The sequence below is a fragment of the Spirochaetota bacterium genome, from assembly GCA_035477215.1.
Lineage (GTDB): Bacteria > Spirochaetota > UBA4802 > UBA4802 > UBA5368 > MVZN01.
Window position 1 is genome coordinate 183,604 of sequence record DATIKU010000053.1, and the last position, 25,122, is coordinate 208,725.

A 25,122-nucleotide genomic window follows, 5' to 3' on the forward strand; every position below is an offset into this window, starting at 1 on the left:
CGACGGACGACCGGTACGCACCGGCGCCGCTACCAGATCCTGCTCATATAGGGGTATGGATTGATTGCGACGGTACCGAGGCGTATCTCGTAATGGCAGTGGTTTCCGGTCGCCGAGCCCGTCTGGCCAACGTGGGCGACAACCTGGCCCTTGCGAACGTTTTCGCCGACACCGACAACGATACGCGAGCAGTGCCCGTATATCGTCTCAAAACCGTACTTGTGACGCACCCTCACCATGTAGCCATAACCACCGCCCCAGCCGGTCGAGAGAACAACGCCGGGGGCCGTCACCCGTATCTCCGCGCCGTGGGACGCCGCTATATCAATCCCCGTATGGAAGTCCCTGCCGAAACCAAAGGGCGAGCGCCTCCATCCGAAGAGCGACGTGATGTGTCCCTGCGTCGGAACGATCGACGGGGTATCGTTGATCACCTTGCTCCGCACGTCGACAAAATTCTTCACGGTCTTGATCGTGTTGGTGGTGCAGATAAGGTTTTTCTGAAGCTCCCTGAGCGTCTCGATCTCCTCGGGCAGAAGCGGCTTCATGCTCTTGTCCTCGACCACGGCCTCCAGCGCCCCGATCTCGAGCTTCCATATTTTGTCAACATCGCCGTTTTCTCCGGCGGAAAGCTCGTAAAGCGCCTCGATATCGGGCTTCATCTCCTCCACCAGATCGGCGATGTTGTTCGTAAGCTTCTCGAAACGCAGGAGGCTGGACTTGACGTCCTTGTAGTTCATCATCAGCCGTGCTTCCTCGCGCTTGGAACTCGCGTTTTTAATGACCGCATAGGACGATGTGACAACCACGACCATGAAGAGCAGCACGAAAAACGATATGGTGAACTTGGAAATCTGGAAATTAAAAATCTTTTTTTCGTTATGGGGGATGAACATGACCGTCATCCGCTCGTGTCCCTTTTCGCGGAATCCATCCCACCATTTTCCGTATTTCTTCTTCCAGACATGATAGCTTTCGGAAAAGCGCATCTTAAAGCCGCTCTGGTACTGTCGTATTTTGAACTTCATCATTCCTTTCCGGTAATAAATATCAGGCTTACGGTCAAACGATGCGCTCCCAGCGAAGCGGCGCGAGGCGCGCGATTCTTGAACGGAACGACGGAAAAGAGTATCTGCACAAAAACGAGAATAACGTCTTAATTCCGGCTTCCTCCCGCATTGCAATAATTATCGAGAAGCGGAACCCTAAATGCAACTCTTTTTTCCTCACCCGCCGACCGGAATCCGACCGGGAATAATACTTGCCAGAGCCATGGCACCGCCCGATTGTGTAGCCATAAACGGGAGTGATCCCCAGGAAAGGAGCGGCCAATGTCCGACGACCTGTTCAGCATGCTCGAAAAGCGAATCGACGAGGCCTTCGAAAAATTCGACTCGTACTTTCCCCTGCTTCATTACGCGCTCTATGCCCCCCTTCAGGGAATACTCGGCGAAGCGCGGGGGGGCGTTTCATGCTTCAAGGGCTGTTCGCGCTGCTGTTCCCGCATTGTCGTCGCCAGCCGCGCCGAGGCGCTGGCGCTCATCGACTATCTCTACGCCTTCACGGATTTCGACCGCGATGATCTCAACCGCCGCATCGCCGAACACGCCGCGCTTTTACGGGCCTTTCTGGACGAGCGGAGCGAGGCGGGCGATGAAAACGCCGTCTGGTTCGAGAAAAGCATACCATGCCCCTTTCTCGAAAACGACCTCTGCACGGTGTATGACGGGCGGCCCCTTTCGTGCCGCATCTATCATTCGCTCGAAGACCCCGAACACTGCAGCCGGCCGGTACGTAACGTCGCCGAGCTCCCCCTGCTTGCCGACGCCGAAAAGCTCTTCCGGATACTGGTGCAGAAGATCGCAGGCAAGGTGGACCCCTCGATCGAGGTGAACGGCGTGCTCACCATCATGATGGACGAGTTTATCGCCGGAGGGGCCTTTAAAACAGACGATCCATCGCCTGGGCGATAGTGCCGACCTCTACGACCTCGCCGGCGAAGCCCGCCCGGCGCGCCTCGTCAAGCTCGCCCTTGGGCAGCACGATCCTCTCAAAACCCGAGCGCGCAAACTCCTGGATCCTCCGATGGCACTGCGCCACGTGACGCACCTCGCCCGAAAGGGCGATCTCGCCGATAAATCCGGTGGATGGCGGTATCTCCCTGCTTTTAAGGCTCGAGGCGATCGACATGGCGACGGCGAGGTCCGACGCCGTCTCCGTTATATGAAATCCTCCGGCGACGTTGACGAAAACATCGAAGGTGCCGAGCTTGAGAAGCCCGTGCTTTTCGAGCACCGCCACGAGGAGGATGAGGCGGTTGAGGTCGAAGCCGTCGGCCATCCGGCGCGGGTTCGAGAAGCTGGTGAAGCTTACCAGCGACTGCACCTCGAAGAGGATGATGCGACTGCCCTCGAGCGATGCCGAGACGGCGTTGCCGGGAGAGGATGAAAGATAAGGGTTGAGAAACAGGCTGTTCTTGTCCTTCACCTCGACGAGGCCTTTTTTTTCCATGCGGAAGAGGCCGATCTCGTTCACCGAGCCGTAACGGTTCTTGAAGGCGCGCAGCACCCGGTAGTCCTTCGAAAAATCCCCCTCAAAATACAGTACCGTGTCGACCAGGTGCTCGAGGAGCTTCGGCCCGGCGATGGCCCCGTCCTTGGTGATGTGGCCGATGAGAATGACGGGTATGCCCGTGCGCTTGGCCATGTCGACCAGGCGCGAGCTTGCCTCGCGTATCTGGCTTACGGAACCCGCGTATCCGGGAACATCGGAAAAATAAAGCGTCTGCACCGAGTCGACGACCACGCAGTCGGGCCGTGCGGATTCCGCCGCCGCGATGATCTCCTCCACCGAGGTGACGGTGGAGACCGATATCCTCCCGGTGTCCACCCCCAGCCGCTCGGCGCGGTGCCGTATCTGCGCGGGCGACTCCTCGCCCGAAAAATAAAAGGTCCGGAACGAGTTCGCCACCTGGAGCGCGAGGGTCGACTTGCCGATGCCCGGGTCGCCCCCCACGAGTATCACCGATCCGGGGACGATCCCTCCGCCGGTCACCATGTCGAACTCGGTTATGCCGGTGGCGATGCGGGCAAACCCGTCCTCGCCCACATCCGAAAGCGCTACAACCGGCGCGGCCTCCCGCTTTTCCCCCGCCGCGGGCCGCGCCGTCACGATCGTGTTCCATTCCCCGCAGGAGGAGCAGCGCCCGGCCCATTTGGGCGTGGGGGCGCCGCACGAGGAACAGACGAAGGGACTCGGTTTTCGCGCCATTACTGCTTGGGCCTGAAGAGGAGCTTGGACGGATCCATCTTCAGCGTATAGAAAAGGTCCTTGGCGAGGATCGAAGCGTCGCGGATATTGTTGTACACCTCCTCGTCGGTCAGTAGTTTGCCGAGCGTTCCCCGCCCGTTTTCGAGCCGGAACATAACCTTGTTGAGCTGGCTCGATGTCTCGGAGAGGTTTTTAAGGGTGATGTTGATGTCCTCCTTGTTGGTCTCGGAAATCTGGGCGAGGTTTCTGGTAAGCAGGTTAAGCTGGTCGACCAGTATTTTGCTCTGGACCGAGAGCGTGGCGACGGTTGCGCGGCTCACCGAAACGGTCTGGCGCACGTCGTAACGGTTTTCCTCGACCATCTTGTTGAGGTTTGCGACGAAGGCGTTGGAGTTCTGGAATATCTCGGCCAGTATTTGGCCGCCGCTTTTGTCCTGCATGAACCCCTGGAATGTCAGCATCATCTGGTCGAAGCTGGGCGGGTCGATGCCGTATACCCTGTCCCCGTCTTTCAGATAATCGTCCATATCGCGCGAGGGGGGCACGAAGACGTTGATATATTTCTCACCGATGATCCCTGTGGTGAAGATGGCGAACTGACTGGGTCGGATCAGGCGGAACTTTTTGTCGATCCAGACCGTCACCTCGGTCTTCTCGGACGACTGGCGAATGGCCCCGACCTGGCCGATCCGGATACCGCCGGCGATCTTTACCGGCGCCCCGATACGCAGATCGTTCAAAAATCCATAGTAAACCCTGAGACGGTAACCGCTCTGTGCTATGTTCACTTTGGCGAGTATCCCCACGAGCAGGAGAAAGAGGGTAAAACTCACGGTGATGAGCAGCCCCACCCTGATCTCGTTCGTCATTTTTATCATACGGCCTCCTGACTCCCGGTATTTCGAACGGATCCATCGGCGTCCGCCCACTCTCCGCATACAGGTATATGGATAAAAAATCAACCACTGTACGATAAAAATGGCGAAATGCCGGAAGCTTCTACGATCCATCGCTCGCCGCTTGATTTTTCCTTCCGGACGGGCTATATTGTTCCATTGGCAACGGCGAATGGAAGCGTGATGAGCGAAAAGAAAACCATCGATCTTCATATCGGCGGGATGAGCTGCGTGATGTGTTCCCGCACGGTGGAGAACGCGCTTTCGAAGGTTGACGGGGTCAGCGGCGTTTCGGTCAACCACGCCACCGGTGTCGCCCGCGTGAGCGCCGCAGACGTCGCACAACTGGGCCTCATGGCCGCGGCGATCCGGGAATCCGGGTACGAGTTCCTCGGCACGGACTCCGGGGGGGACCGGCAACGCGGAGAGGAATGGCGCGAGCGGGACCTCTCCGCCAAGCGGACGCGCTTCATCATCGGGCTTGTTTCGGGTTTTATCCTGATGGGAATGATGTATGTGCCCGCACTGCACGCGCTTCCGATTTCATGGATCATGCTCGTTGTCGCCACCCCGCTCTTCGTCTACGTGAGCGCCCCCATTTTTTCCGCGGCCGCTCGCGCGCTGCGAAACCGGAACCTGACCATGGACGTCATGTACTCCATGGGAATCGGCGCGGCCTATGGCGCAAGCCTCCTCGGCACCTTCAGGGTGCTGCCGCACGACTTCATGTTCTACGAAACGGCGCTTATGCTCGCCGGCTTCCTCATGCTGGGACGCTATCTCGAGGGGCGCGCGCGCGGCCGGACATCGGACACCATAAAAAAGCTCATGGCCCTCAATCCCGATACCGCCATCGTGGTCCGCGACGGACTCGAAACCGAGGTGCCGCTCGACACGATCGTCCCGAATGACACACTTCTTGTGCGCCCCGGCGAGCGCGTGCCGGTGGATGGCGAGGTGCTCTCGGGCGAGAGCTCCGTTGACGAATCCATGCTAACGGGCGAATCCATTCCCGTTTTCCGCAAACAGGGCGACCCGGTTACCGGAGGCACGGTCAACCTGAACAGCGTACTGCGCATAAAGGCGGCGAGGACCGGCGGCGACACCGTCGTTGCCGGCATCATCCGCCTCGTAAAGGAGGCGCAGGGTTCACACCCGCCCGTTCAGCGCATCGCCGACGTCGTCGTCGGATGGTTCATCCCCGTCATCCTCACCATCGCGGTGATTTCCTTCGCTGGCTGGTATTTCATCGCGGGCGAATCGCTCCTCTTCGCCTTCACCACGCTGGTCTCGATCCTGGTTATCGCCTGCCCCTGCGCGCTCGGGCTTGCGACCCCCACGGCCGTCACCGTGGGCATCGGCAGAGGGGCCGAACTCGGCATCCTCATACGCGACGGCGAGGCGCTCGAGACCGCCTCGCGCGTCAACACCGTCCTCCTCGACAAAACCGGAACCATCACGCGCGGCCGGCCGGCCGTAACCGACCTGGTTCCGTTCGACGTGGATGAGATCGAACTGCTCGAAATTCTCTCGGGCGTCGAAAAGGACTCGCTCCATCCCCTCGCCGCCGCAATCGTCGCCGAGGCGCACCGGCGCGGGATCGCGGCTCGCGATGTCGGCTCTTTCGATACGCACGCCGGCAGGGGGGTAAGCGGCCTTCTCTCGGGCGCACCGGTCCTGGCCGGAAGCGGGGACTTCCTCATCGAAAAGGGCATCGCCATCGGCGCTGAGGCATACGCGGGCATCAAAAAACTTGAAGGAGCCGGCAGAACCGTTGTCGTCTGCGCCTTCGACGGGCGCGTTATCGGCATCGCCGGAATCTCCGATTCCCCGCGCGAAGACGCGTCGGCCGCCATAGACGAGCTTCGCCGCATGGGAATACAGGTCGCCATGATCACCGGAGACAACCGTCGCACCGCCGAAGCGGTGGCCCGCGAGGTGGGTATTGACGATGTTATCGCCGGAGTGCTTCCGGAGCGCAAGGCGGAAGAGGTCCGGCGCCTTCAGGAGGACGGACGCTCGGTCGCCTTCGCGGGAGACGGCATCAACGATGCCCCGGCCCTCGCCGCCGCCGATGTCGGTATCGCGCTCGGAGGCGGCACCGACATTGCCGTGGAAAGCGGACGAATCGTACTCATGAGGGAGCGCCTGCTCGACGTGCCCGCCGCTCTCCAGCTAAGCCGCGCCGTGATGACGCGCATCAGGCGGAACATCTTTTGGGCCTTCGCCTATAACATACTCCTGGTGCCTGTCGCGGCCGGGCTTCTTCATCCCGTTTACGGCATCACGTTCAAGCCGGAACTCGCCGGACTCGCCATGGCCGCAAGCTCCGTCACCGTGGTGGGCTTCTCACTCCTCCTGAAGCGCTTTACGCCCGGGGCATACAGGTCCGGAAAAAACTCTTGACACAATACATGAACGGTATTCATTAAATAAATAGTGCCCATTTAGTAAAATGCCTCATCCGTAGTATTCCCGTTCACACACCGCGGCATGAACGGCACGGCGTGGGGCGTTTACCCTGTGGAGGTTGTCATTATGAAGCTCTATGAATTTATTAAATCGTACGAGATGTTCGAGGAGGCGAAAAAATACGTTCCCAACGGCATCTATGGCCCCAGAAGCCCGATGTTCCTCACCTTCGGTTCATATCCGGCGTTCGTTAAACACGGCGAGGGATGTCGCATCTGGGACGTCGACGGCAATGAATATATCGACTACATGTGCTCGTTCGGAACGAACCTTCTCGGGCTCAAGCACCCTAAAATCGACGCGGCCGCCCGCAAACAGCAGGAGAACGCCGATTGCTTCACGCTGCCCTCGGACCTCTGGCTTCCACTGGCGAAGAAGATGGTGGATACCATTGAGGGGGCCGACTGGTGCGTTTTCGGCAAGAACGGTTCGGATGTAACCTCGTACGCGATCACCGTCGCGCGCGTACACACCGGGAAAACGGTCATCCTCATCGCGAAGGGCTCCTACCACGGCTCGCACTTCTGGTGTCAGCCACATGGGGAAGGCGTCCCGGCCGAGTGGAAGACCCACCTGGCCTATTTCGAATACAACGACGTCGCCGATTTCAAGCGCGTCGTCAACGAGAACAAGGGGAAGGTCGCGGCCGTCATCCTCACACCGCACCGCCACGACGCCCTTCGCGACCAGGACCTCCCCGCGAAAGAATTCGTCGACGCCGTCAATGCGACCGCGAAGAGCGAGGGCTTCGACATCATCATCGACGACATCCGCTGCGGATTCCGCCTCAACCTGGCGGGAAGCGCGAAGCATTACGGATTCAACGCCGATCTGCAAACTTTCGGCAAGGCAATGGCCAACGGCTATCCGATAGCGGTGGCGTCCGGGCGTTTCGAGCTCAAGCCCTCCGCCGAGAAGGTCTTCTTTTCCGGCACACATTTCTTCTCGGGGGTCCCGTTTGCCGCGGCCATCGCCACTATAGACGAGATCAAGTCGAGCGGCGCCATTGAGAGGATCGACACCATGGGCAAAAAGCTCATGAAGGGCCTGGAAGAGGCGGCCGCGGCCGCAGGCGTCAAAGTAGCCCTTTCGGGTCCTCCTGCCATGCCCTATATGACCTTTGAAAACGACGCGACCTTCGAGACCAACCGATACTTTTGCGGGGAGGCGGCCAGAAGGGGGATATTCTTCCATCCGCATCACAACTGGTTCGTCTGCGCGGCCATAACCGATACGGACATCAAAAAGACCATCGACGTGGCCGCCGAATGCCTCGCGCTGGTGAAAAAAAAGATAGGGGGCTGACGATGAACTGGAACCACCTCGGAATAAAGACGGCCGATCTCTCAAAATCGCTCGGGTTTTACTGCGATATGCTCGGCCTTCGGATCGTAGATGAAGTTGACATCCTCGGCAAGAAATTCTACTTTGTCGGCAACGACGACTTCAGCATTGAGATCGAGCCGGGCAATCCCGGCGATGTCCAGGCCAATGCGAGCGTCCAGACCGGATTGTACCACTTCAGCCTCACGGTGGACGACATCAAGGGGCTTGTGGCCATGCTGAGGGAACGGGGCGTAACCGTCGCCTTCGATCCGCTCCAGCCAAGGCCCGATCGCTGGACATCGTTCATCCAGGGGCCGGACGGTGAGTTCATACAGCTGATAGAATATGTGAATAAATAAAGAACACGGCCAACGGCCGAGGGCCGAGGGCCGTTAAGGTTTTTCCATCATGGGAATTAAAGAAAGAAAAATCCGCGAAAAAGAGGAGCGGCGGATCGCGATCCTCGACGCCGCGCGCACACTGCTTTTCCGGGAAGGAATCGCGTCCACCTCGGTGCACCAGATAGCGAAACTCACCGAGCTCTCGGTCGGCACGATCTACCTGTATTTTTCCAGCAAAGAGGAGATATTCGCCACACTGCAGGAGGAGGGGCTGGACATTCTGTACGCGAAGGTGGAAGAGGCCGGGAAAAACGGCGACCGCGCGGCCGAAAGACTCGCCAGGATGGCGCAGGCATATCTCGACTTCTCGCGCGAACACAAAAAGTATTTCGACATCTTCAATTATTTCATCTCGTCGCCCGACGTTATCTTTCCCCCGAATTTGAAAAACAGGATCGACAGGCACGGCAACATGATTCTCGTGATGGTGGAAGATGCGATAAAACAGGGCATCGCCGACGGCGATTTCGCGGAGGTGAATGTCAAGAACTCGGCGCTCTATTTCTGGGGCTCACTTCACGGACTGATACAGCTCAGGAAGCTCAAGAACACCATGTACCGCCACGAAAACTTCGAGGAACTGTATCGCTATGCGGCCGACCACTTCATACGGGGGCTTGCGCCCTTTCCCGTGGCGCCGAAGGGCACGACGTCGAAAAAAACCGTCGCAGTTCGTCCGCACTGAGGGATCACTTCCCAAGGATCATCCGCAGGGAGATCAGAAACAGTATGACTCCGAATGCCTTTCTGAGAATACCGGCATCGATATTCACGACTGTCTTCGCCCCGACAACACCGCCCAGGATGAACCCACCCGCGATAAACGCCGCGACCGGTATGTTGACATGGCCGTTCTTGTAATACACGTACGCCGCCAGCAGGCCGATCGGCGGCACCATGGCGGCGAGCGATGTCCCCTGGGCCATGTGCTGGTCGAAATGAAGAATGAAGGCCAGCGCCGGGATTATGATAAGTCCTCCCCCGATACCCATAAGGCCGCCGGCAATCCCCGCCAGAATACCTATACAAACGGCCAACACGTATGTCATCACACTGTCACTCCTCCTCTTCCTGGAACAGTCCGCCCTGGGCCGCGTCGCCGCATGCGCCTGTGTATTTTTTCCCCAGGTGTTCGTACGCGCCCCGAGTGGCGACCCTGCCCCTGGGCGTACGGTTCAGGAGGCCGCTCTGCACCAGGAAGGGCTCGTAAAAGTCCTCCAGCGTATCGATTTCCTCTCCAACGGAAATCGCGATTGTTTTGACTCCCACCGGGCCGCCGTCGTACTTGTCAATGATGACCGAGAGGATTTTCCGATCCATGTCGTCAAGACCCAGCACGTCGATGTCGAGCCTGTCGAGCGCGAACCTGGTTATCCCGAGGTCGATCGTGTCCCGCGTCTCGACGACGGCAAAGTCCGCCACGCGCTTTAGAAGGCGGTTTACGATGCGCGGCGTGCGTCGCGAGCGCTTCGCCAGTTCCGCGGCGGCGTCATCCCGGATGGGACAGCCGAGGATGCGGGCCGAACGGTCGGCGATCTTTTCAAGATCTTCGATTTCGTAGTAATTGAGCCGCAGCGGGATACCGAAGCGGTCGCGCAGCGCCGAGGTGAGAAGACCCGTTCGGGTCGTCGCGCCCACCAGCGTGAACGGCGCCAGGTTGATCTTGATGGTCTTCGCGCCCACGCCCTGCCCGATAATGATATCGAGCGAGCGGTCCTCCATCGCGGGATAGAGTATCTCCTCTATTGCGGGCGAAAGTCGGTGTATCTCGTCGAGGAAGAGGACGTCGTTCTCCTCGAGTCCCGTGAGGATGGACGCGAGGTCGCCCGCCTTGTCGATGACCGGAGCGGAGGTAGCGCGCAGGCTGACTCCCAGTTCCTTCGCTATTATAAATGCGAGCGTGGTCTTCCCCAGTCCCGGCGGCCCCGCGAGGAGCACATGGTCGAGCGGGGTTTTACGCATACGGGCCGACTGTATGAAAACGCGGAGGTTGTCGACGATTTTCCGCTGGCCCACGAACTCACCGAGGCTTGACGGGCGCAGGGACCGCTCTTCCTTGTCCTCGGAGAGCCTGTCCGCATTCACGAGACGTGAAAGGTTTTCCATATTGGCGCTATTTCTTGGCGGTTTCGTACTTCTTGATCGTCCTCAGCACGGTGTCGGCGGTCTTCTGGGCGAGGAGCTCATCGCGTATTACGTCGTTGTTCATGATGCGGGCTATATTGGCGAGCGTCTTGATGTGCTGGGTCAGCTTGTTCTTGGGGACGAGCAACAGTATCGCGATCTTCACCGGCTGGTTGTCGATGGCGTCGAAATCGATGCCGTGCTCGCAGAGCGCGAGGACGATGATGATGTCCTCCACCCGCGCCGAGGTGCAGTGCGGTATCGCCACTCCCTTGCCGATCCCGGTACTCATGGACTTTTCGCGCTCTACCAGGGCCTTTTTTACGATCTCGCTGTCTTCTTCCCTGACGTCCTTGTTCCTGACCGCGAAGTCGAGCATCTCCTGGATCAGATCCCAGCGCGTCTTCGACCGCGAGCCGATGATGATGTTGCTCTTCTTGAGATATTCAGATAGGATCATGGGTTGCTGTTGTAGCCCGTACGAGTTTCGTGTGCCGATCGTCGCGGCTTTCCGTTTTTTCCGGAAGCGTCACCTGTAACGCTCACCGGACGGTGTCGGAATTTTCAGGGTAAAGTAAATGGGAGCCGCGATTTTTAGTCAAGATATATATTTTCGTCATAATGACGGCCCGGCAAGATTCTTACTTCTTTAGCTGCTGAACGTACAATCCCCGCACGCCGTGAAAAAACTCGAGATACTCCCGCGACCGGTAATCGGGATATGTCCAGTCCCACGGCTCGTAGTGCCGGGCCACGAACCTGTATTCATTTTCAAGATAGACCCCTTCGCGAAGATAGGCCCGGTGGAAATACTCCTTGCACGAGGCGAGAAAGACGTTCGACAGGGTGAGATATCCCGGATCGATGTTGATGATTCGCTTATCCCGCCCCGAAAGTTTTTTTTCCATCCGGTTGCTGAAAAGTTTGATCTCCACGATGTCCTCGCGTCGGATGAGCTTTCTAAACGAAAGAAACACCCTGAAAAGATCCCGCCCCATGCCGCCGTAGTATTCGGTGTGCGTAAAGGGAATCTTCGCCGTCTTGAAATCTATTTCGCCGTATTTTTTCACCAGCGCCGCCTCGGCCGACTGCGCGAGCTCGCCCGAGGAGGTGATGATACCGGCGAACAGTTTCGCCCTGTGCGGTATTACCGGCTCGGCCATGGTTGCACGCCCTTCGATAAAAGAAATTCCCTGAAATCCCGCGGCACCGGCGCTTTAATCATGAGATCCTTTTGTAGCATGGGATGATAGAACCGGAGCGAACGGGAATGAAGCGCCGAGCGCGGCATCTCGAGCAGGGCCAGGAGCTCATCGGTCAGCCCCTCCTCCACAAAACGGCCGAAGAGCCGGTCGTCCCGGCCGTACAGCTTGTCCCCGACGATCGGATGACCCGCGTACAGCAGATGCACGCGAATCTGGTGAAGCCTGCCCGTCTCGGGAAACGCCCGCACCAGCGTGTAATTCCCGAAGGAGAAGAGTGTCCTGAAACGAGTGCTCGCCCTCTCGGCTGCGCCCGGGGAGGCGATGCGCTTTTTTTTAATCGCCGCCGCGGGGTCGTCGCCTATCGGAACATCAATTTCGAATTCCAACTCGGCCGGTCTTCCGTGAACAATCGCGATATAGCTCTTCGTCACGTTCCCGAACGCCCGCTGTATCTTCGAGGCGACCTCGCGACGCTTCGCGAGCAGAATCACCCCCGACGTCTCGCGGTCGAGCCGGTGGGCCGGCAAATACGTTCCGCCGTGCCGCTCCTCAAGTATGCGCACCAGGGTGTTGTTAAAATACCTTCCCGCCGGGTGCACGGGAAGGTTCCCCGGCTTGTCGACGCATACCAGGTGCTCGTCCTCGTAAAGCACCGTTATGCGGTCGTCCACTTCGGGCTCGGCGTATCCTCTGCCATCGAAGCGTACGATATCGCCGCCGCGTACGCGGGTATTCGGGAATTCGACCCTGGCGGCGTTCAGGAATACGCTTCCCCGCTCTATCTCCCTGCGCCATGCCGACCGGCTGAGGTAGGTGAATCGCCTGGCGAGGTAGACATCGATCCTCTCCCGTTCATGTTCTCGAGGTACCGCCGTTTCGTTGATTCGCTCTTCCATTGGCGTTGATCGTCACCGTCACCGCGCAGTATCGCCGCCATGGCCGCTTCCGCGCAATATATTTTTTGGATTAAACCTTGCCCCCGGCACCGGCCCGTGCTAACATGCTGGGATACAATCGCCAAGGGGGAAACCAATGTACGCCATCATAGCGGCGGGCGCTCTCGCCGTCCTCGTTCTCTGGATCATCATTACCTACAACCGCTTCGTCGCACTTCGCAACATGCTCCGTGAGGCATGGAGCGGTATCGACGTTCAGCTCAAACGTCGCTATGACCTCATCCCCAACCTGGTCGAGACGGTGAAAGGCTATGCCTCCCACGAGAAAAAGCTCATGGAAGAAGTCGCCGCCCTTCGAAGCCGATGCATGGGCGCGGAGGGACCGGACGCAAAGGTCGACGCGGAAAACGCACTTTCGCTCGGGCTCCGGAAGCTCCTCGCCGTCGCCGAGGCCTATCCGCAGCTTCGCGCAAGTGAAAATTTCAGCGGCCTTCAAAACTCTCTCTCGGAAATAGAGGACCATTTGCAGCTGGCACGCCGCTATTACAACGGCGCCGCCCGCGACTTCAACATCCTGCTCGAGTCTTTCCCCAGTTCGCTCGTCGGGAAAAAGTTCGCCTTCCAGCCGGCGGCTTTCTTCGAAATCGAATCGGCGGTCGAGCGGCAGGCGCCACAGGTCAAGTTCTGAAGCGGGGACACCGGTTATTAGAGGAAAAGTATTATTGATTCTCTTCCTTGCCGCCGTGGTAACGCTTGCCGGCGCAGCCGCCCGCGGCCAGGGCCACGAGCGAATCCTGCGTTTCGACAGCACCATCGTGGTGCGCGAGGACGGCAGCCTCAGGGTGACAGAGATCATCACCGTCCGCAGCGCGGGTGAGCGCATCAAGCGCGGCATCTACCGCGACTTCCCGACCATATACAGGGGGGAATACGGCTTCAACAAGGCCGTACCATTCGATATCATCGAGGTGCGGAGGGACGGAAGTCCCGAGCCTTTCCACATCCAGAGCGTCGATCGCGGAAAGCGTGTCTATATCGGCGGCGAAAACGTTTACCTGACGCCGAATATTTACACCTACTCCCTGACATATTCGACCGATTTTCAGCTCGGTTTTTTCGACGAGTTTACCGAGCTGTACTGGAATGTTACCGGAAACCAATGGGAATTCATAATCGATTCGACGACTGCCGAGGTTATCCTGCCCCATGGCGCCCGGGGGCGGGTCATCTCCCACGAGGCCTATACGGGCATGGAGGGCGAAAAGGGCCGGAGCTATTCCTCAGCGATCAATGCATCCGGCGCGGTCTACTTCTCTTCTTCGAAAATATTGGCTCCCCGCGAGGGGCTCACCATCGCGGTCCGCTGGCCGGCGGACCTGATTGCGCCTCCGGATCTACGACACGATCGCGAGCGCTTCCTTCGTGACAACATGGGGGCGGTCACGGGCATGGTGGGATTCCTACTTGTTCTTTTATATTATCTGACAGCCTGGGTGATCGCAGGGCGCAATCCACGCAAGGGGGTCGTCATACCGCTCTACGAAGCGCCCGACCGGCTCTCCCCCGCCGCCCTGCGGTTCATATCGTGCATGGGCTACGATGACCGCGCCTTTGCCGCTGCCATCGTGGGGATGGCGGTCAGGGGCCATTGCACAATCAGCGACGACGATGGCGAATACACCCTCCGAAAAACCGACAAGGACGGCTTTGACCTGGCCCCGGAGGAAAAGAAGATACTCGAAAAACTGTTCGGGAAGAATAAAAGCATCACCCTGGAAACCGCTAATCACGCCCGCATCTCCGGCGCCATCAAGGCGGCGCAACGGGCGCTTTCACTCAACTATGAAAAACAGTATTTCCTTAAAAATGTGGGATATTTCGTACCGGGGCTTTTCCTCTCCGCCACCGCCATCATCATCTCACTCATCTTTGGCTTCCTCGAATCTTCGGAGACGTTCGTACTGATCTGGCTCGCTTTCTGGAGCATCGGAGTTGTGTTTCTCCTCTGGAAGGCGGCGACCGCCTGGCGCGGGGCAATGCGAATGAGGGTGGGCATCAAAAAGATCTTCGCCTCGGGCGGGGCCGTATTCCTGACGCTCTTCGCGCTGCCGTTTGTAGGCGCCGAGATCGTTGTTCTTGTGGTGTATCTGCAATCGGGGAGCCCGTGGATTTTGCTCACAACGATCTGCCTGTCCCTTGTCAACTTCCTGTTTTATCATCTCCTGAAGGCCCCCACCCGGACCGGGCGCGGCCTCATGGATAAAATCGAGGGATTCAGACTGTTCCTGAACGTTGCCGAGCGCGACCGCCTCAACGCGGCAACGCCGCCCGAGAAAACGCCGGAGACATTCGAACGATTCCTTCCGTACGCAATCGCCCTCGGCGTTGAAAACCGATGGGCGGAATATTTTTCAGGCGTACTCGCGGCATCGGCCGCGGCCGGAGCCTACTCGCCCTCCTGGTACGGCGGGGCGTCCCTTGCACGCATTGGTGCCGGGGAATTCGCCTCGTCGCTGGGAAACTCCTTCAGCAGCGCCATCTCGTCTTCCTCTACCGCGCCGGGCTCGAGCTCCGGCGGAGGAGGCGGCGGTTCTTCCGGTGGAGGAGGAGGCGGAGGTGGGGGAGGGGGCTGGTAAGCCCCCGGCCCTCAACTGTTTTTCCGTTCAGGCGGCCTTACCAGCGCCAGGATCACAACGGCCATGGCCACCATACCGGCGGCGACCGCGAAGGGCGCCAGATACGTTCCGCTGGCGTCCTTCAGCCATCCGCCCACCCAGGGACCGGCAAAACCCGCGAAACCCCAGGCCGTAAACAGAAGTCCGTAATTGGAGCCCTGCGCCGTTGGCCCGAAATACTGCAGACAGGTGGCCGGAAACAGCGTAAACATCGAACCGTAATTCCAGCCGATAAGCGCCGCCACCGCCCACAGGGCCCAGTACATTCCCCCCGAAGGGAAGAGCAGCAGCATCGCGACCGCCTGCAGGGCAAAGACGATGGTAAAGCTGATCCTCGTTCCGACTTTATCCGCCACCTGCCCTATCAGCACACGGGAAGCCGCGTTCATGACGGCCAGCCAGCTTGCGGCTCCGGCGGCTGTCATGGGGGCGAGGCCGCTGTCGATCCCGTGGCCCGCGATATGCCCGATAACCATGAGGCCCGCGAATGAACCGCCGAAATACGCCAGATACATCAACCAGAACTGCACAGTGTGGTACGTTTCCCTGTGGGTGAAGTCGCGGTAGGCGGCGGATCCCGCTCCCGCCTTCTCAACAGGGGTCCAGCCGACGGGCTTCCATCCTGCCGGGGGATTTTTCAGGCAGAGCGAGGCTATGGCCGCCATAACGAACATAACGATACCCGCGTAAATGAAGACGTAACGCCATCCGATATTCTGGATGATATAGGTCGCAAGCGGCGCCATGATGAAGGAGCCGAGTCCGAGCCCCACCACCGAGAAGCCCGTAGCCAGAGCCCGCCGGTCGGGCCACCATTTCGGCGCCGTTGCGATCGGTGGGAGATAGATCAGCCCGCCGCCGAAACCCGCTATCACCCCGTAGGTGATGTACAGGTGCCATTTCTCCGTGATGAATCCGGAGATCGTAAAGCCGATTCCGAGGATAACTGCGCCGACAAGCACCACGATCCGCGGACCGAACCTGTCCGACAGCTTCCCGGCCGGGAAGGTCATAAGCCCGAATATAAGGCAGGCTATGGCGAACGCAAGGGCGATGTCGGCCCTGCTCCATCCGAACTCGGCGTTGAGGGGGCGGATGAAAACGCTCCACGCGTACAACAGCGCCCCGCAGGTGGTGCTCCCGAGCACTCCGCCGATAAGTGGGACCGCCCGGGGGAATGTGTGTGGCACGGTCTTCGATTCTCTCATGTGTATCTCCAAGGATTAAAATTGACGCAAACGATCAGCGGCACAACCGGAAACGAAAGCGGCCCACCCCTGCGCCCGCGGAGATGAAATCAGGCGCATCCGGGACCTTTTAAAGCCATTGCACAGAACACCAAGAATATTGTAATACAAAACCGATATGAATTCGCATGGAGGGCGTCATTTGTCAAGCATTGTTTGACCTGATAAACCGGGGCGGCGGGCACACCGGACGTCATGCACCCGCCGAAAGACGAACGCCGCTTAAAGCGACGTTTAGTGAACGGATAAACCTATTCCCCGACGCCGGTAGCGAATCCCTTCGTGGCGGGTCCTGTCGAGGCGGAGGTGCCGGCTATCTTTGCGAGGTACGCGGAACCCAGCCGTTCGAGGTGGTCATTGACATTGTCGAAATAATTGAGGTGCTTCTGCTCCTGGTCGATGATCGTTTCGAAAATCTTGGCCGTAATACTGTCGCCATTCTCCGTGCATACGCTTAAAAACCGGTTGTAAGCCTCGATTGCATCCTCCTCGGCCTTCGAGTCGGACGGGTAAATCTTTTCCACGGGCTGGCCCTTCTCAACCTTGCCCGCCATCTCGCTCGTGGGTTCACCACCGAGCTCCTTGATGCGCTCGGCGAACTCCTCCGCGTGGCGCATTTCGTCGATCGCGATCAGCTTGATGTTCTTCGCCAGCTCGCCGTAATCCATGTTGTCGAGATTGTAGTGCTGGTTCATGTACTGGCATATCGCCTGGAGCTCCATCGACCTGGCCTGGTTCAATACGTCGACTACCTTTTTTTTCCGTTCCTCACGTGACGCCTGCGCCATGGACAACCTCCTTATACCCAAATTTTACTTGTTACGAACAGCGAACACATCCACATCCCGCCATCGTCGGAGAATAAATCCTCACACTCAGATCGCATGATAATGACACCTGTTCCGGTCGAAACGACTTTAGACGATCACTTCCCGCATTTTCCGCAAACTCCGAAAAACTCTATCCTGTGGTGCCGCACCTCTAAGCGTCCCGCCCGGGCCGCCTTCCGGTTCAATAAATCGTCGAAGGGCATCTCAATATCCGAAATCGCCCCGCATCTCTCACAGAGAAAGTGGTAGTGTTTCGCCATATTGGCGTCGAATCTATCAAAGGTGCTCCCGAAATCGATTTTCCTGACGAACCCCTGGTCGATCAGAATACCGAGGTTGCGATACACGGTGCCCATGCTCAGGTTTTTGAAATCCTTTTTCAGCCTCTCGTATATCCAGTCAGCCGACGGATGCGATTGGGTACCCTGCAGCAATTCAAGTATTTTCTCGCGCTGTCTGCTTTTTTTATACCGCGTCTCCATCGGTTCCCTGGCCATAAAATGAATCGCCCTAAACACAGTATCCTTCCGACAGCGCGACCGCCCGGGTTACGGCAAAAACCCCGTCCCGGCATGTCGAATCCCGCATCCTAACCCAATATCCATCATATTCGGAATGATTATCAATATAATTCCCGGACCTTTAAAGTCAATAAAAAAACGGATGTAATTAATTTCTCTATGGTATAGTAGGCTTATTGTTGTTCGCGGGTACACCGGCTTAACTCCGCCACACCCGGAGGCCGTAGACGGCACCGGCCGGTTACAGAACCATGATTATTTCGCACCGCACACCCGCGCCGCCGGGTTCATTTACGCGGCGAACATGGAGATGGCACAGGGAGAACATCATGCGACTTACGATTCTCGGTAACGGCGGCGGCATCAGCGACGGCCTCCCCTATAACGCGTTTTTGGTCGACGACCGGCTGCTCGCCGAAACGCCGCCCGACATCATGTCGAGCCTCTTCAGGGAGCGGATAAAACTCGGCTCTATCCGGAACATCTTCATCTCCCATTTTCATGCCGACCACTGCTTCGGGTTCCCTTTTTTCGCCCTGCGCCTTTTTTATGACGGCACGGATGACGTGATGACGACCTTCGGCCCGGGCGGACTCAAGGCGCGGATGCTGGAACTGTGCACGCTCGCCTTCGGCCCGGGCCATCCCCTGCGCGAATGGCTGGGAGGCGCGATGCGATTCATCGAAACCGGCCCCGACAGCGAACTCGACCTCGGGGACGGGCTCTCGATCAGGACCATCCCGATGGCGCACCCCGTCGAGACCCTCGGCTTCACCCTGAAAAGATTCCAGACGCCGCTTTTCACCTACATGCCCGACACGCTGTGGAGCGAGGACCTCCTTCCGCATATCCAGGACGGCGGGAAAGCCGTCCTGATCGACCTCAACGGCGAGCCCGGCGAGGCGCACAAGGTGCACCTGTCGGAGGCGGACCTCGCGGAAAAAGCACTCCCGCGATGCGGCGATGATGTCGTCTTTTACGGTACACACCTGAAACAAAATAAAAAGACCGGGCCTGGGAGGATACGCTACGTGCGACCGGGCGACAGGATCGAAATAACGGACTAAAAGGCGAACGCGCCTGAGGCATTCGTCCGGCGCGGACCGGACAGGAGGACCATGGACACCAACGTGGGCTGGACATACGACGAGATGAAACAGGTCGGCACCGACTACGATAGCCTCGAAAGGGTGCGCGAATATGACGAGCGGATGTGCGCGCTTCGCGATGTCAGCGCCGAGGCGAACGCCATCCTCGACGATCTCGACCTGAAAAACAGTGACGTGCTGGTGGAGTTCGGCGCGGGCACCGGCGAGTTCGCCATCGAGGCCTCGCGCCGCTGCCGCAGGGTCTATGCGCTGGATGTCTCGAGGACGATGCTCGATTACGCGCGCGGGAAGGCGGAACGCCGCGGAGCGGGCGATATCTCCTTTGTTCATTCGGGCTTCCTCGGCTACACCCACGACGATACGCCGCCCGCGGCCGTCGTCTCCCAGCTCGCCCTTCACCACCTCCCCGATTTCTGGAAGCTCGTGGCGCTTTCCCGCGTACACGATCTTCTCGCCCCGGGGGGCAGGTTTTTCATGTGCGATGTCGTCTTTGCCGTACAACCCGGGAAGGCCGCGGCCTCGATCGGGCGGACTGTCGAGCGTATGCGCGAATCCGCCGGCGAGGAGGCGGCGCTCGACTACGAGCGTCACGTGCGCGAGGAGTATTCGACCTACGACTGGATAATGGAGGAAATGCTCTACAGGGCCGGCTTCCATATTGAACGCGCGGACTACGGCGATTTCTTCATCGCCACGTACCTCTGCTTAAAACCCGCCGCACGCGCGCGCTGAGGCCGGGGCGGCGCATCTCGTCCGCCCTCATCCCCAAAAATTGCTTGCCCGCATGCCCCTATGCGGCGAATAGTACCCTACCCCTATGAAACCGGTAACGACCATGACACAGCGCGACCCACTCGATGACCTCAACTCCGGCCAGCGCGAGGCGGTCACCCACACCGAGGGCCCGCTCCTTATCCTCGCCGGGGCCGGTTCCGGCAAAACGCGCGTTATAACCTACCGCATCGCCCATCTCATCAGGGCGAAACGCGTCCCGCCGTTCGAGATATTCGCCGTCACCTTCACCAACAAGGCCGCCGAAGAGATGAAGCGCCGCGTCATCGATCTCATCGGGCCCATCGGCGAGAACGTGTTCGTACGGACCTTTCATTCGGCCGCGGTGTACATCCTGCGCCGCTACGGCGACCGCATAGGCGTGCCGCGCGCCTTCACGATCTACGACGCGAAGGACCAGGAGACCCTCGTCAAGGACATACTCATGGGGATGAGGCTTGATCCGAAAAAAATAAAGCCTTCCGCGCTCGCCTCGAAGATCTCCGAGATCAAGGACCGCTCCGAGATGATCGACGGCGCAGATCTTACGCATCTCATGCCGAAATATCCGGGGCTCAGTTTCCCCGACCTGTACCGGGAATACCAGGAGCGCCTCGCCCGCTCGGGCGCGCTCGACTTCAACGACCTGCTCATAAAAACCGTCGTGCTGATGCGCAGGAGCCCCGAAGCGCTCGCCGAGCTGCAGCGGCGCTGGCGCTACTTCATGATCGATGAGTACCAGGACACCAACCACGCGCAGTACCTCATCTGCAAATACCTCTCGTCCGCCACGCGGAACCTCTGTGTGGTCGGCGACGACGACCAGTCCATCTACTCCTGGCGCGGCGCCGATATCCGCAACATCCTCGATTTCGAGCGCGATTTCGACGAAACGAAGGTCGTAAAGCTCGAGGAGAACTATCGTTCCACCGTGCCGATACTCGACGCTGCATGGCGCGTCATCCGCAACAACGTCAACCGCAAGGAGAAACGCCTGCGCGCCGTCCGCGGCGACGGCGAACCGGTCACCTGGTGCCGGGCCAACAACGAATACGGCGAGGCGGAGTACGCCGTAAGCACGATACTCTCCCTCAAGAAACTGGAGGCGCTTCGCAACCGCGACTTCGCGGTGTTTTACCGCACCAACGCCCAGTCACGCGTATTCGAAGAGATGCTCCGCAGGGAGAACATGCCCTACCGCGTGCTCGGGGGACTGAAATTTTATGACCGTAAAGAGGTCAAAGACATACTGGCCTACCTCAGGCTCATCGCGAACCCCTCCGACGGCGTATCGCTCATGCGCGTCATCAACGTTCCGGCGCGCGGCATAGGAGCGGCGACCGTTGAGCGGCTTCGCGACACCGCCTATACCGAAAACATCTCCGAATGGGAGGTCATAGCGGGGGGAATCGCCATCAAGGGGAAGGTTCCCGCGGGCATTGTTTCATTTAGAAGGCTGATCGAAAGCGGTATGGCCTCCGCCGCGGGGGTGCCCGAAACAATCAAACTCTCGGCCATGGTGCGCGGCCTGGTCGTGGCAACCTCCTACTGTGAAGCGCTCGAGGAAGAGAACTCGATCGAGAGCCGCTCCAGGCTCGAGAACATCGAGGAATTCATCAACAGCGTCTACGAGTACGAAGCGCGCAACCCCGACGCCACGCTTGACCGTTTTTTACAGGAGATTTCATTGCTCACCTCGGAGGAATCGCCCGATGCCGATGGCCCCGACCCGGCGAACTCGATCACGCTCATGACGGTGCACAACGCCAAGGGACTCGAGTTTCCCGTCGTCTTCCTCACGGGGATGGAAGAAGGCATTTTCCCTCATTTCAACTCCAGCGACACCGACGCCGGCATCGAGGAAGAGCGCCGGCTGTGTTACGTGGGCATAACGCGGGCCATGGACCGCGTATTCCTCACCAGCGCCGAGATGCGCCGAAGCTACAGCGGCCTTTCCTACAAAGAGCCCTCGCGCTTCATCGCCGAGATACCGGCGGAAACCCTTGACATGCGCCAGTACGGCGAGGGCGGCTACAGCGCGCCGGTGCGCGACGGCACGCGCTTCAAAAGCCCATCCGGCGGCACCGATACTCACGCCGTCGCCGAAGTCATGACCGCCGATAGCGGGTCCCGCTTCAGGACGAGGGACGCGGTGCTTCATCCGAAATACGGAAGGGGCAGGATTCTGACCATCGAGGGCGGCGGGGACAACGTAAAAATCACGATAGTCTTCGGAAACGGCGAAAAGAAAACCTTTCTCGAAAAATATACACCGCTTCAGAAGATTTAATCACAGAATAATACTTGACATTCCCCCGGAAATGGTCCGATTATTACGCGGTTTTCACGCGACCACACAGAGGACTTGAACCCGGAAATATCATACTGCAGGAGAGCGCAATGGGCATCGCACACAAGGTAACTTTCGAATACACCGAAGACGTCCCCATCCTGATTATCGAGGGTGACATGACGTCCGAGGCCGATGCCGAGGTAATGCGGGTCTTCGGAAAGCTGAAGGATAAATATCACCCGAAGTACCTTGTCATAAATTTCGAGAAGACCAACTATATCAACTCGGCCGGCATCGCCACGCTGATCAACATCATCCAGAACATCAACGAGGTCGGCGGCAAGGTCAGCTTTGTGGGCCTTACGGGCCATTTCCAGAAGGTCATGGACATCGTCGGGATATCGGACTTCGTCAACACATTCAGCTCGGATTACGATGCCATCGCGGATATAAAGTCCCCAAAATAATCAAAGTCCATCCAGGCCGAGCCTGCGGAGCGTTTTCTTCGTGGGTACGCCCGAGCGGTCCCAGCCGCGCAGCCGGTAATATTTCGGCAGCATTTTACCCATCGGCACCACCGAGTGTTTATTCCCCGGAAGCAGCTGCTCTTCGGTGAACCGCTTCGGCAATCTGTCCTCAGAGCCGCCTATCCCTTCGCGAAGATTATACAGCCTCTCAAGCGTATAACCGCGCTCCCCGACCCTGAAATAGGTTCCGAAGTCCATTTTCATGCCCGTCGCATATTCAATCGCCCTCGTGTGCGGCAGCATCGGGATATGCAATTTCAGGATTTTAGGATAACGCAGCAGCGCGTCGACCAGCGCCCACGAATGCGTGAGAACCCCGGTGATGATCGACGAAAGAAGCTTGCTGCCGGGCACCTTGAAGGCGATCGGGGGAACGAAAGTCCACGAGGTAAACAGGCAGCTCCCGCCGGCGCTGATCGCCGCCAGCAGGTTCTGGTCGAGCACCACCCATCCCGGCTTGGAACGGTGGTGAAACGGGTCCAGGGTCACCGGCCCCGTGGCCTCGAAATAGATGAGGTAGCCGCCGTCCAGGTGGCAGGCGCCGCGGCTCGCCGTGGCATAGCCAAGCCCGTGCCCCACCGCGCCGCGCGGCTCGTACGCCGCCATCTCGAGGCCCTTTACGTGCGGCGCGTATTCCTCACCGCCGTACTTGTTCGCGAGAAAGCGCACTCCCTCGGCGAGGTCGGCGCCGATCCCCTCCCGGTAGGCCATGCTTCGCAAAACTTCGGAGATGTTTTCCTTTTTCCCGAACTCGATGCCGTTTTGCCACAAGCCCCGCTCGTTCAGCTCGGCGGCGAAACCCATAACCGTACCAGTGCTTATCGAATCCATGCCGAGCAGGTCGAGTTCGTAATTCCAGCGGAAGATGGCCTCTATGTCGTTTATAAGCATATTCGAGCCAAGCAGGCAGAGGATCTCGTACTCGGGACCTTTCACCTCGCGGCCGTCGACCATTACTACGCGCCCGCAGCGGATCGGGCACGAAAGACAACCGGTGTTCTTCACCAGAAATTCGTCGGCAAGCCGCTCGCCGCCGATCATGACGGCGTCGGCGTAGCTCCCCGCGCTGAAATTTTTAGTCGGCAGGGCGTTACGGATGGAGAGCGCCGTGAGGAAACCCGCGGTGCCATACCGCGGTGCGGCCTCCCCGGTGGCGGGATGCTCCATGAGCATCCTTGTCCATTTTTTGACAAGCCCCCTGTATTCCTCAGGGCGATCGAGCTCGACCTTTTTGTTCCCGACCGCCACCATCCCCTTTAGGTTTTTCGATCCCATCACGGCACCCATCCCGGTACGGCCGTGCAGGCGCTCCTGTGAGACGATCGCCGCGAATTTGACGAGGTTTTCCCCCGCCGGTCCGATCGCCAGGGCGCCCCCCTTGCCGTGACGTTCGATAAGCGCGTGCTGGGCCTTTTCGGTATCCATGCCCCACAACCCCGCAGCGTCCTTTATCGTAACACCGCTTTCGTCGATCGCAAGGTACACAGGCCTTGCGGCGCGCCCGCGGACGATCAGGCCGTCGAGGCCGCAGCGCTTGAGGTATATGCCAAAATTACCGCCGCTGTTCGAATGGCCGATCGCGCCGGTAAGCGGGCTTCTCGCCGAGATATCATAGCGGCTGGTGCAGGGCGCCCCCGTTCCCGTAAGCGGAGCGGTCATCACCACGAGCACGTTCTCCGGAGAAAGCGGGTCAATCCCGGGCGCGAGCGTGTCCCACAAAATTTTGGTTGAAAGAAAGCGCCCGCCGAGAAATCGCTCCCGGTCGTCGTCCGAAACATGGTACTCCGAAACCTGGTTCGTGCCGAGGTCGACCTGCAACAGCCTGCCCGTATATCCCCCGTACTTGCTTGCCATAATACGCCCCCTGCCTCATCCATGTTAAGATGAGGGACGATTCCTCAGTGCTCGTCCTTCATCATCACTCCGCGGACTCAATGAATAGTATTATTTATATAAACACCACTCATAAGTTATTCCACCCTGTCAAGCCCAATCCATTTTTCGGGCGGCCCGATAAGCAGAAACGGGGCGGGATTTATCGAACCGCCGCCAAGCGCCATGTGCCCCATCCCGATATACAGATTGTGGTTGATCATGCGGATTTCGTCGCGCATGGATCCGACGGCCCCGCCGTTATACGGACCGTAATCCAGGTGGAACGAGGGCTTTCCGTCGAGGAGCGATGGACCGACGAAGGTATTCATCTTCCTCGTTCGCGAAAGGGAGTCTTTCCCGTCACGGCCATTGAGCCTGAAAAGATTATACCCCCAGCCCTTCGCCTTCTCGAAAGGAAAAAACGCCTTCCCTTCCCAGCGCCCGGGGCCGAAAAAGTGGTGTGTGAAGAAATCGGCGCCGGCCGCCATGATCCCCACGGAAAACGTTTTAGCCCGGTATTCGCCCTTCATATTTACCCTTGATATCCTTCATCCGCCATCCCCCTTCGCGCCGTGCGCGCGTACTTTATTTTTTCCGGGCGCCGCTTTATCGGCCGGCACGGGCCCTGTTCCCAGAATATCGCCGAGACACTGTGCGGTCCGCACGAACGCCGCCACATCCCCG

Annotated in this window: 24 protein-coding genes; 11 read left to right on the forward strand and 13 right to left on the reverse strand. The window is 58.8% G+C overall.

Going from position 1 to position 25,122, the window contains the following annotated elements:
• Nucleotides 1-29 precede the first annotated feature (29 nt).
• Entirely contained in the window at nucleotides 30-1,028 is a 999-nt protein-coding gene (locus VLM75_13645) for a M23 family metallopeptidase (GenBank protein HSV97958.1), read from the reverse strand.
• Nucleotides 1,029-1,331: 303 nt separating this feature from the next.
• Between VLM75_13645 and VLM75_13650 the strand changes: the two genes are divergently transcribed.
• Nucleotides 1,332-1,973: a YkgJ family cysteine cluster protein gene (locus tag VLM75_13650; GenBank protein HSV97959.1), complete on the forward strand. Its 642-nt coding sequence runs from the start codon at nucleotides 1,332-1,334 to the stop codon at nucleotides 1,971-1,973.
• Here VLM75_13650 and radA read toward each other — a convergent pair.
• Both radA and VLM75_13660 read right to left on the reverse strand, forming a co-directional pair.
• Nucleotides 1,942-3,270, reverse strand: coding sequence for a DNA repair protein RadA (radA, locus tag VLM75_13655; GenBank protein HSV97960.1), 1,329 nt, complete (start codon nucleotides 3,268-3,270; stop codon nucleotides 1,942-1,944). The two genes, VLM75_13650 and radA, sit on opposite strands and share 32 nt — an antisense overlap.
• A complete protein-coding gene (locus VLM75_13660; protein HSV97961.1) occupies nucleotides 3,270-4,148 on the reverse strand; it encodes an MlaD family protein in 879 nt (292 codons plus the stop codon). The genes radA and VLM75_13660 overlap by 1 nt, the downstream gene beginning before the upstream one ends.
• Before the next feature lie 201 nt (nucleotides 4,149-4,349).
• Between VLM75_13660 and VLM75_13665 the strand changes: the two genes are divergently transcribed.
• The 4 genes from VLM75_13665 to VLM75_13680 all read left to right on the forward strand — a co-directional run bounded on the left by VLM75_13665 (nucleotide 4,350) and on the right by VLM75_13680 (nucleotide 9,050).
• Entirely contained in the window at nucleotides 4,350-6,572 is a 2,223-nt protein-coding gene (locus VLM75_13665) for a heavy metal translocating P-type ATPase (GenBank protein HSV97962.1), read from the forward strand.
• 132 nt (nucleotides 6,573-6,704) lie between these two features.
• Nucleotides 6,705-7,943, forward strand: coding sequence for an aminotransferase class III-fold pyridoxal phosphate-dependent enzyme (locus VLM75_13670; protein ID HSV97963.1), 1,239 nt, complete (start codon nucleotides 6,705-6,707; stop codon nucleotides 7,941-7,943).
• Nucleotides 7,944-7,945: 2 nt separating this feature from the next.
• Nucleotides 7,946-8,323, forward strand: a complete 378-nt coding sequence (locus tag VLM75_13675) for a VOC family protein (protein HSV97964.1) — start codon at nucleotides 7,946-7,948, stop codon at nucleotides 8,321-8,323.
• A 49-nt stretch (nucleotides 8,324-8,372) separates the two neighbouring features.
• Nucleotides 8,373-9,050 (forward strand): TetR/AcrR family transcriptional regulator, encoded by a 678-nt coding sequence (locus VLM75_13680; protein ID HSV97965.1) that lies wholly within the window; start codon nucleotides 8,373-8,375, stop codon nucleotides 9,048-9,050.
• A gap of 4 nt (nucleotides 9,051-9,054) precedes the next feature.
• Here the strand turns inward: VLM75_13680 and VLM75_13685 are convergent, their stop codons facing one another.
• The 5 genes from VLM75_13685 to VLM75_13705 all read right to left on the reverse strand — a co-directional run bounded on the left by VLM75_13685 (nucleotide 9,055) and on the right by VLM75_13705 (nucleotide 12,590).
• Nucleotides 9,055-9,414 (reverse strand): TSUP family transporter, encoded by a 360-nt coding sequence (locus VLM75_13685; protein HSV97966.1) that lies wholly within the window; start codon nucleotides 9,412-9,414, stop codon nucleotides 9,055-9,057.
• A gap of 7 nt (nucleotides 9,415-9,421) precedes the next feature.
• Entirely contained in the window at nucleotides 9,422-10,471 is a 1,050-nt protein-coding gene (gene ruvB, locus VLM75_13690; protein ID HSV97967.1) for a Holliday junction branch migration DNA helicase RuvB, read from the reverse strand.
• Between the two features lie 7 nt (nucleotides 10,472-10,478).
• Nucleotides 10,479-10,949 carry a PTS sugar transporter subunit IIA gene (locus VLM75_13695; GenBank protein HSV97968.1) on the reverse strand — a complete coding sequence of 157 codons (471 nt, stop codon included), beginning with the start codon at nucleotides 10,947-10,949 and terminating at the stop codon, nucleotides 10,479-10,481.
• A gap of 181 nt (nucleotides 10,950-11,130) precedes the next feature.
• A complete protein-coding gene (locus tag VLM75_13700; GenBank protein ID HSV97969.1) occupies nucleotides 11,131-11,652 on the reverse strand; it encodes a DUF4416 family protein in 522 nt (173 codons plus the stop codon).
• A complete protein-coding gene (locus VLM75_13705) occupies nucleotides 11,637-12,590 on the reverse strand; it encodes an RluA family pseudouridine synthase (protein ID HSV97970.1) in 954 nt (317 codons plus the stop codon). Before VLM75_13705 ends, VLM75_13700 begins: the two co-directional genes overlap by 16 nt.
• A gap of 136 nt (nucleotides 12,591-12,726) precedes the next feature.
• Here VLM75_13705 and VLM75_13710 point away from each other — a divergent pair, with 136 nt between their 5' ends.
• Nucleotides 12,727-13,278: a LemA family protein gene (locus VLM75_13710; GenBank protein HSV97971.1), complete on the forward strand. Its 552-nt coding sequence runs from the start codon at nucleotides 12,727-12,729 to the stop codon at nucleotides 13,276-13,278.
• 34 nt (nucleotides 13,279-13,312) lie between these two features.
• Complete coding sequence (locus VLM75_13715; protein HSV97972.1) at nucleotides 13,313-15,226, forward strand: DUF2207 domain-containing protein; 1,914 nt, start codon at nucleotides 13,313-13,315, stop codon at nucleotides 15,224-15,226.
• An 11-nt stretch (nucleotides 15,227-15,237) separates the two neighbouring features.
• On the opposite strand, the gene VLM75_13720 is transcribed toward VLM75_13715, so the two are convergent.
• The 3 genes from VLM75_13720 to VLM75_13730 all read right to left on the reverse strand — a co-directional run bounded on the left by VLM75_13720 (nucleotide 15,238) and on the right by VLM75_13730 (nucleotide 17,839).
• Nucleotides 15,238-16,473, reverse strand: coding sequence for an OFA family MFS transporter (locus VLM75_13720; protein HSV97973.1), 1,236 nt, complete (start codon nucleotides 16,471-16,473; stop codon nucleotides 15,238-15,240).
• Between the two features lie 290 nt (nucleotides 16,474-16,763).
• Nucleotides 16,764-17,300, reverse strand: a complete 537-nt coding sequence (locus VLM75_13725) for a bacterioferritin (GenBank protein ID HSV97974.1) — start codon at nucleotides 17,298-17,300, stop codon at nucleotides 16,764-16,766.
• A 137-nt stretch (nucleotides 17,301-17,437) separates the two neighbouring features.
• The gene (locus tag VLM75_13730; protein ID HSV97975.1) at nucleotides 17,438-17,839 is read right to left on the reverse strand and encodes a transcriptional repressor; all 402 of its coding nucleotides are present in this window, start codon (nucleotides 17,837-17,839) and stop codon (nucleotides 17,438-17,440) included.
• Nucleotides 17,840-18,192: 353 nt separating this feature from the next.
• On the opposite strand from VLM75_13730, the gene VLM75_13735 reads away from it, so the two are divergent.
• The 4 genes from VLM75_13735 to VLM75_13750 all read left to right on the forward strand — a co-directional run bounded on the left by VLM75_13735 (nucleotide 18,193) and on the right by VLM75_13750 (nucleotide 22,503).
• Nucleotides 18,193-18,930, forward strand: a complete 738-nt coding sequence (locus tag VLM75_13735) for an MBL fold metallo-hydrolase (protein HSV97976.1) — start codon at nucleotides 18,193-18,195, stop codon at nucleotides 18,928-18,930.
• Between the two features lie 51 nt (nucleotides 18,931-18,981).
• Nucleotides 18,982-19,704, forward strand: a complete 723-nt coding sequence (locus VLM75_13740; protein HSV97977.1) for a class I SAM-dependent methyltransferase — start codon at nucleotides 18,982-18,984, stop codon at nucleotides 19,702-19,704.
• A gap of 103 nt (nucleotides 19,705-19,807) precedes the next feature.
• Nucleotides 19,808-22,033, forward strand: a complete 2,226-nt coding sequence (locus tag VLM75_13745) for a UvrD-helicase domain-containing protein (GenBank protein ID HSV97978.1) — start codon at nucleotides 19,808-19,810, stop codon at nucleotides 22,031-22,033.
• A 110-nt stretch (nucleotides 22,034-22,143) separates the two neighbouring features.
• Nucleotides 22,144-22,503 carry an STAS domain-containing protein gene (locus tag VLM75_13750; GenBank protein HSV97979.1) on the forward strand — a complete coding sequence of 120 codons (360 nt, stop codon included), beginning with the start codon at nucleotides 22,144-22,146 and terminating at the stop codon, nucleotides 22,501-22,503.
• On the opposite strand, the gene VLM75_13755 is transcribed toward VLM75_13750, so the two are convergent.
• Nucleotides 22,504-24,417 (reverse strand): aldehyde ferredoxin oxidoreductase family protein, encoded by a 1,914-nt coding sequence (locus VLM75_13755; GenBank protein HSV97980.1) that lies wholly within the window; start codon nucleotides 24,415-24,417, stop codon nucleotides 22,504-22,506. It lies immediately after the preceding gene.
• A gap of 116 nt (nucleotides 24,418-24,533) precedes the next feature.
• Nucleotides 24,534-24,968, reverse strand: coding sequence for a hypothetical protein (locus VLM75_13760; protein ID HSV97981.1), 435 nt, complete (start codon nucleotides 24,966-24,968; stop codon nucleotides 24,534-24,536).
• Nucleotides 24,969-25,122: the final 154 nt, after the last annotated feature.

Coding starts and splice junctions, on each gene's coding strand:
- VLM75_13645 (HSV97958.1), bottom strand. CDS start 1,028: ATGAAGTTCAAAATACGACAGTACCAGAGCGGCTTTAAGATGCGCTTT.
- VLM75_13650 (HSV97959.1), top strand. CDS start 1,332: ATGTCCGACGACCTGTTCAGCATGCTCGAAAAGCGAATCGACGAGGCC.
- radA (HSV97960.1), bottom strand. CDS start 3,270: ATGGCGCGAAAACCGAGTCCCTTCGTCTGTTCCTCGTGCGGCGCCCCC.
- VLM75_13660 (HSV97961.1), bottom strand. CDS start 4,148: ATGATAAAAATGACGAACGAGATCAGGGTGGGGCTGCTCATCACCGTG.
- VLM75_13665 (HSV97962.1), top strand. CDS start 4,350: ATGAGCGAAAAGAAAACCATCGATCTTCATATCGGCGGGATGAGCTGC.
- VLM75_13670 (HSV97963.1), top strand. CDS start 6,705: ATGAAGCTCTATGAATTTATTAAATCGTACGAGATGTTCGAGGAGGCG.
- VLM75_13675 (HSV97964.1), top strand. CDS start 7,946: ATGAACTGGAACCACCTCGGAATAAAGACGGCCGATCTCTCAAAATCG.
- VLM75_13680 (HSV97965.1), top strand. CDS start 8,373: ATGGGAATTAAAGAAAGAAAAATCCGCGAAAAAGAGGAGCGGCGGATC.
- VLM75_13685 (HSV97966.1), bottom strand. CDS start 9,414: ATGACATACGTGTTGGCCGTTTGTATAGGTATTCTGGCGGGGATTGCC.
- ruvB (HSV97967.1), bottom strand. CDS start 10,471: ATGGAAAACCTTTCACGTCTCGTGAATGCGGACAGGCTCTCCGAGGAC.
- VLM75_13695 (HSV97968.1), bottom strand. CDS start 10,949: ATGATCCTATCTGAATATCTCAAGAAGAGCAACATCATCATCGGCTCG.
- VLM75_13700 (HSV97969.1), bottom strand. CDS start 11,652: ATGGCCGAGCCGGTAATACCGCACAGGGCGAAACTGTTCGCCGGTATC.
- VLM75_13705 (HSV97970.1), bottom strand. CDS start 12,590: ATGGAAGAGCGAATCAACGAAACGGCGGTACCTCGAGAACATGAACGG.
- VLM75_13710 (HSV97971.1), top strand. CDS start 12,727: ATGTACGCCATCATAGCGGCGGGCGCTCTCGCCGTCCTCGTTCTCTGG.
- VLM75_13720 (HSV97973.1), bottom strand. CDS start 16,473: ATGAGAGAATCGAAGACCGTGCCACACACATTCCCCCGGGCGGTCCCA.
- VLM75_13725 (HSV97974.1), bottom strand. CDS start 17,300: ATGGCGCAGGCGTCACGTGAGGAACGGAAAAAAAAGGTAGTCGACGTA.
- VLM75_13730 (HSV97975.1), bottom strand. CDS start 17,839: ATGGCCAGGGAACCGATGGAGACGCGGTATAAAAAAAGCAGACAGCGC.
- VLM75_13735 (HSV97976.1), top strand. CDS start 18,193: ATGCGACTTACGATTCTCGGTAACGGCGGCGGCATCAGCGACGGCCTC.
- VLM75_13740 (HSV97977.1), top strand. CDS start 18,982: ATGGACACCAACGTGGGCTGGACATACGACGAGATGAAACAGGTCGGC.
- VLM75_13745 (HSV97978.1), top strand. CDS start 19,808: ATGACACAGCGCGACCCACTCGATGACCTCAACTCCGGCCAGCGCGAG.
- VLM75_13750 (HSV97979.1), top strand. CDS start 22,144: ATGGGCATCGCACACAAGGTAACTTTCGAATACACCGAAGACGTCCCC.
- VLM75_13755 (HSV97980.1), bottom strand. CDS start 24,417: ATGGCAAGCAAGTACGGGGGATATACGGGCAGGCTGTTGCAGGTCGAC.
- VLM75_13760 (HSV97981.1), bottom strand. CDS start 24,968: ATGAAGGGCGAATACCGGGCTAAAACGTTTTCCGTGGGGATCATGGCG.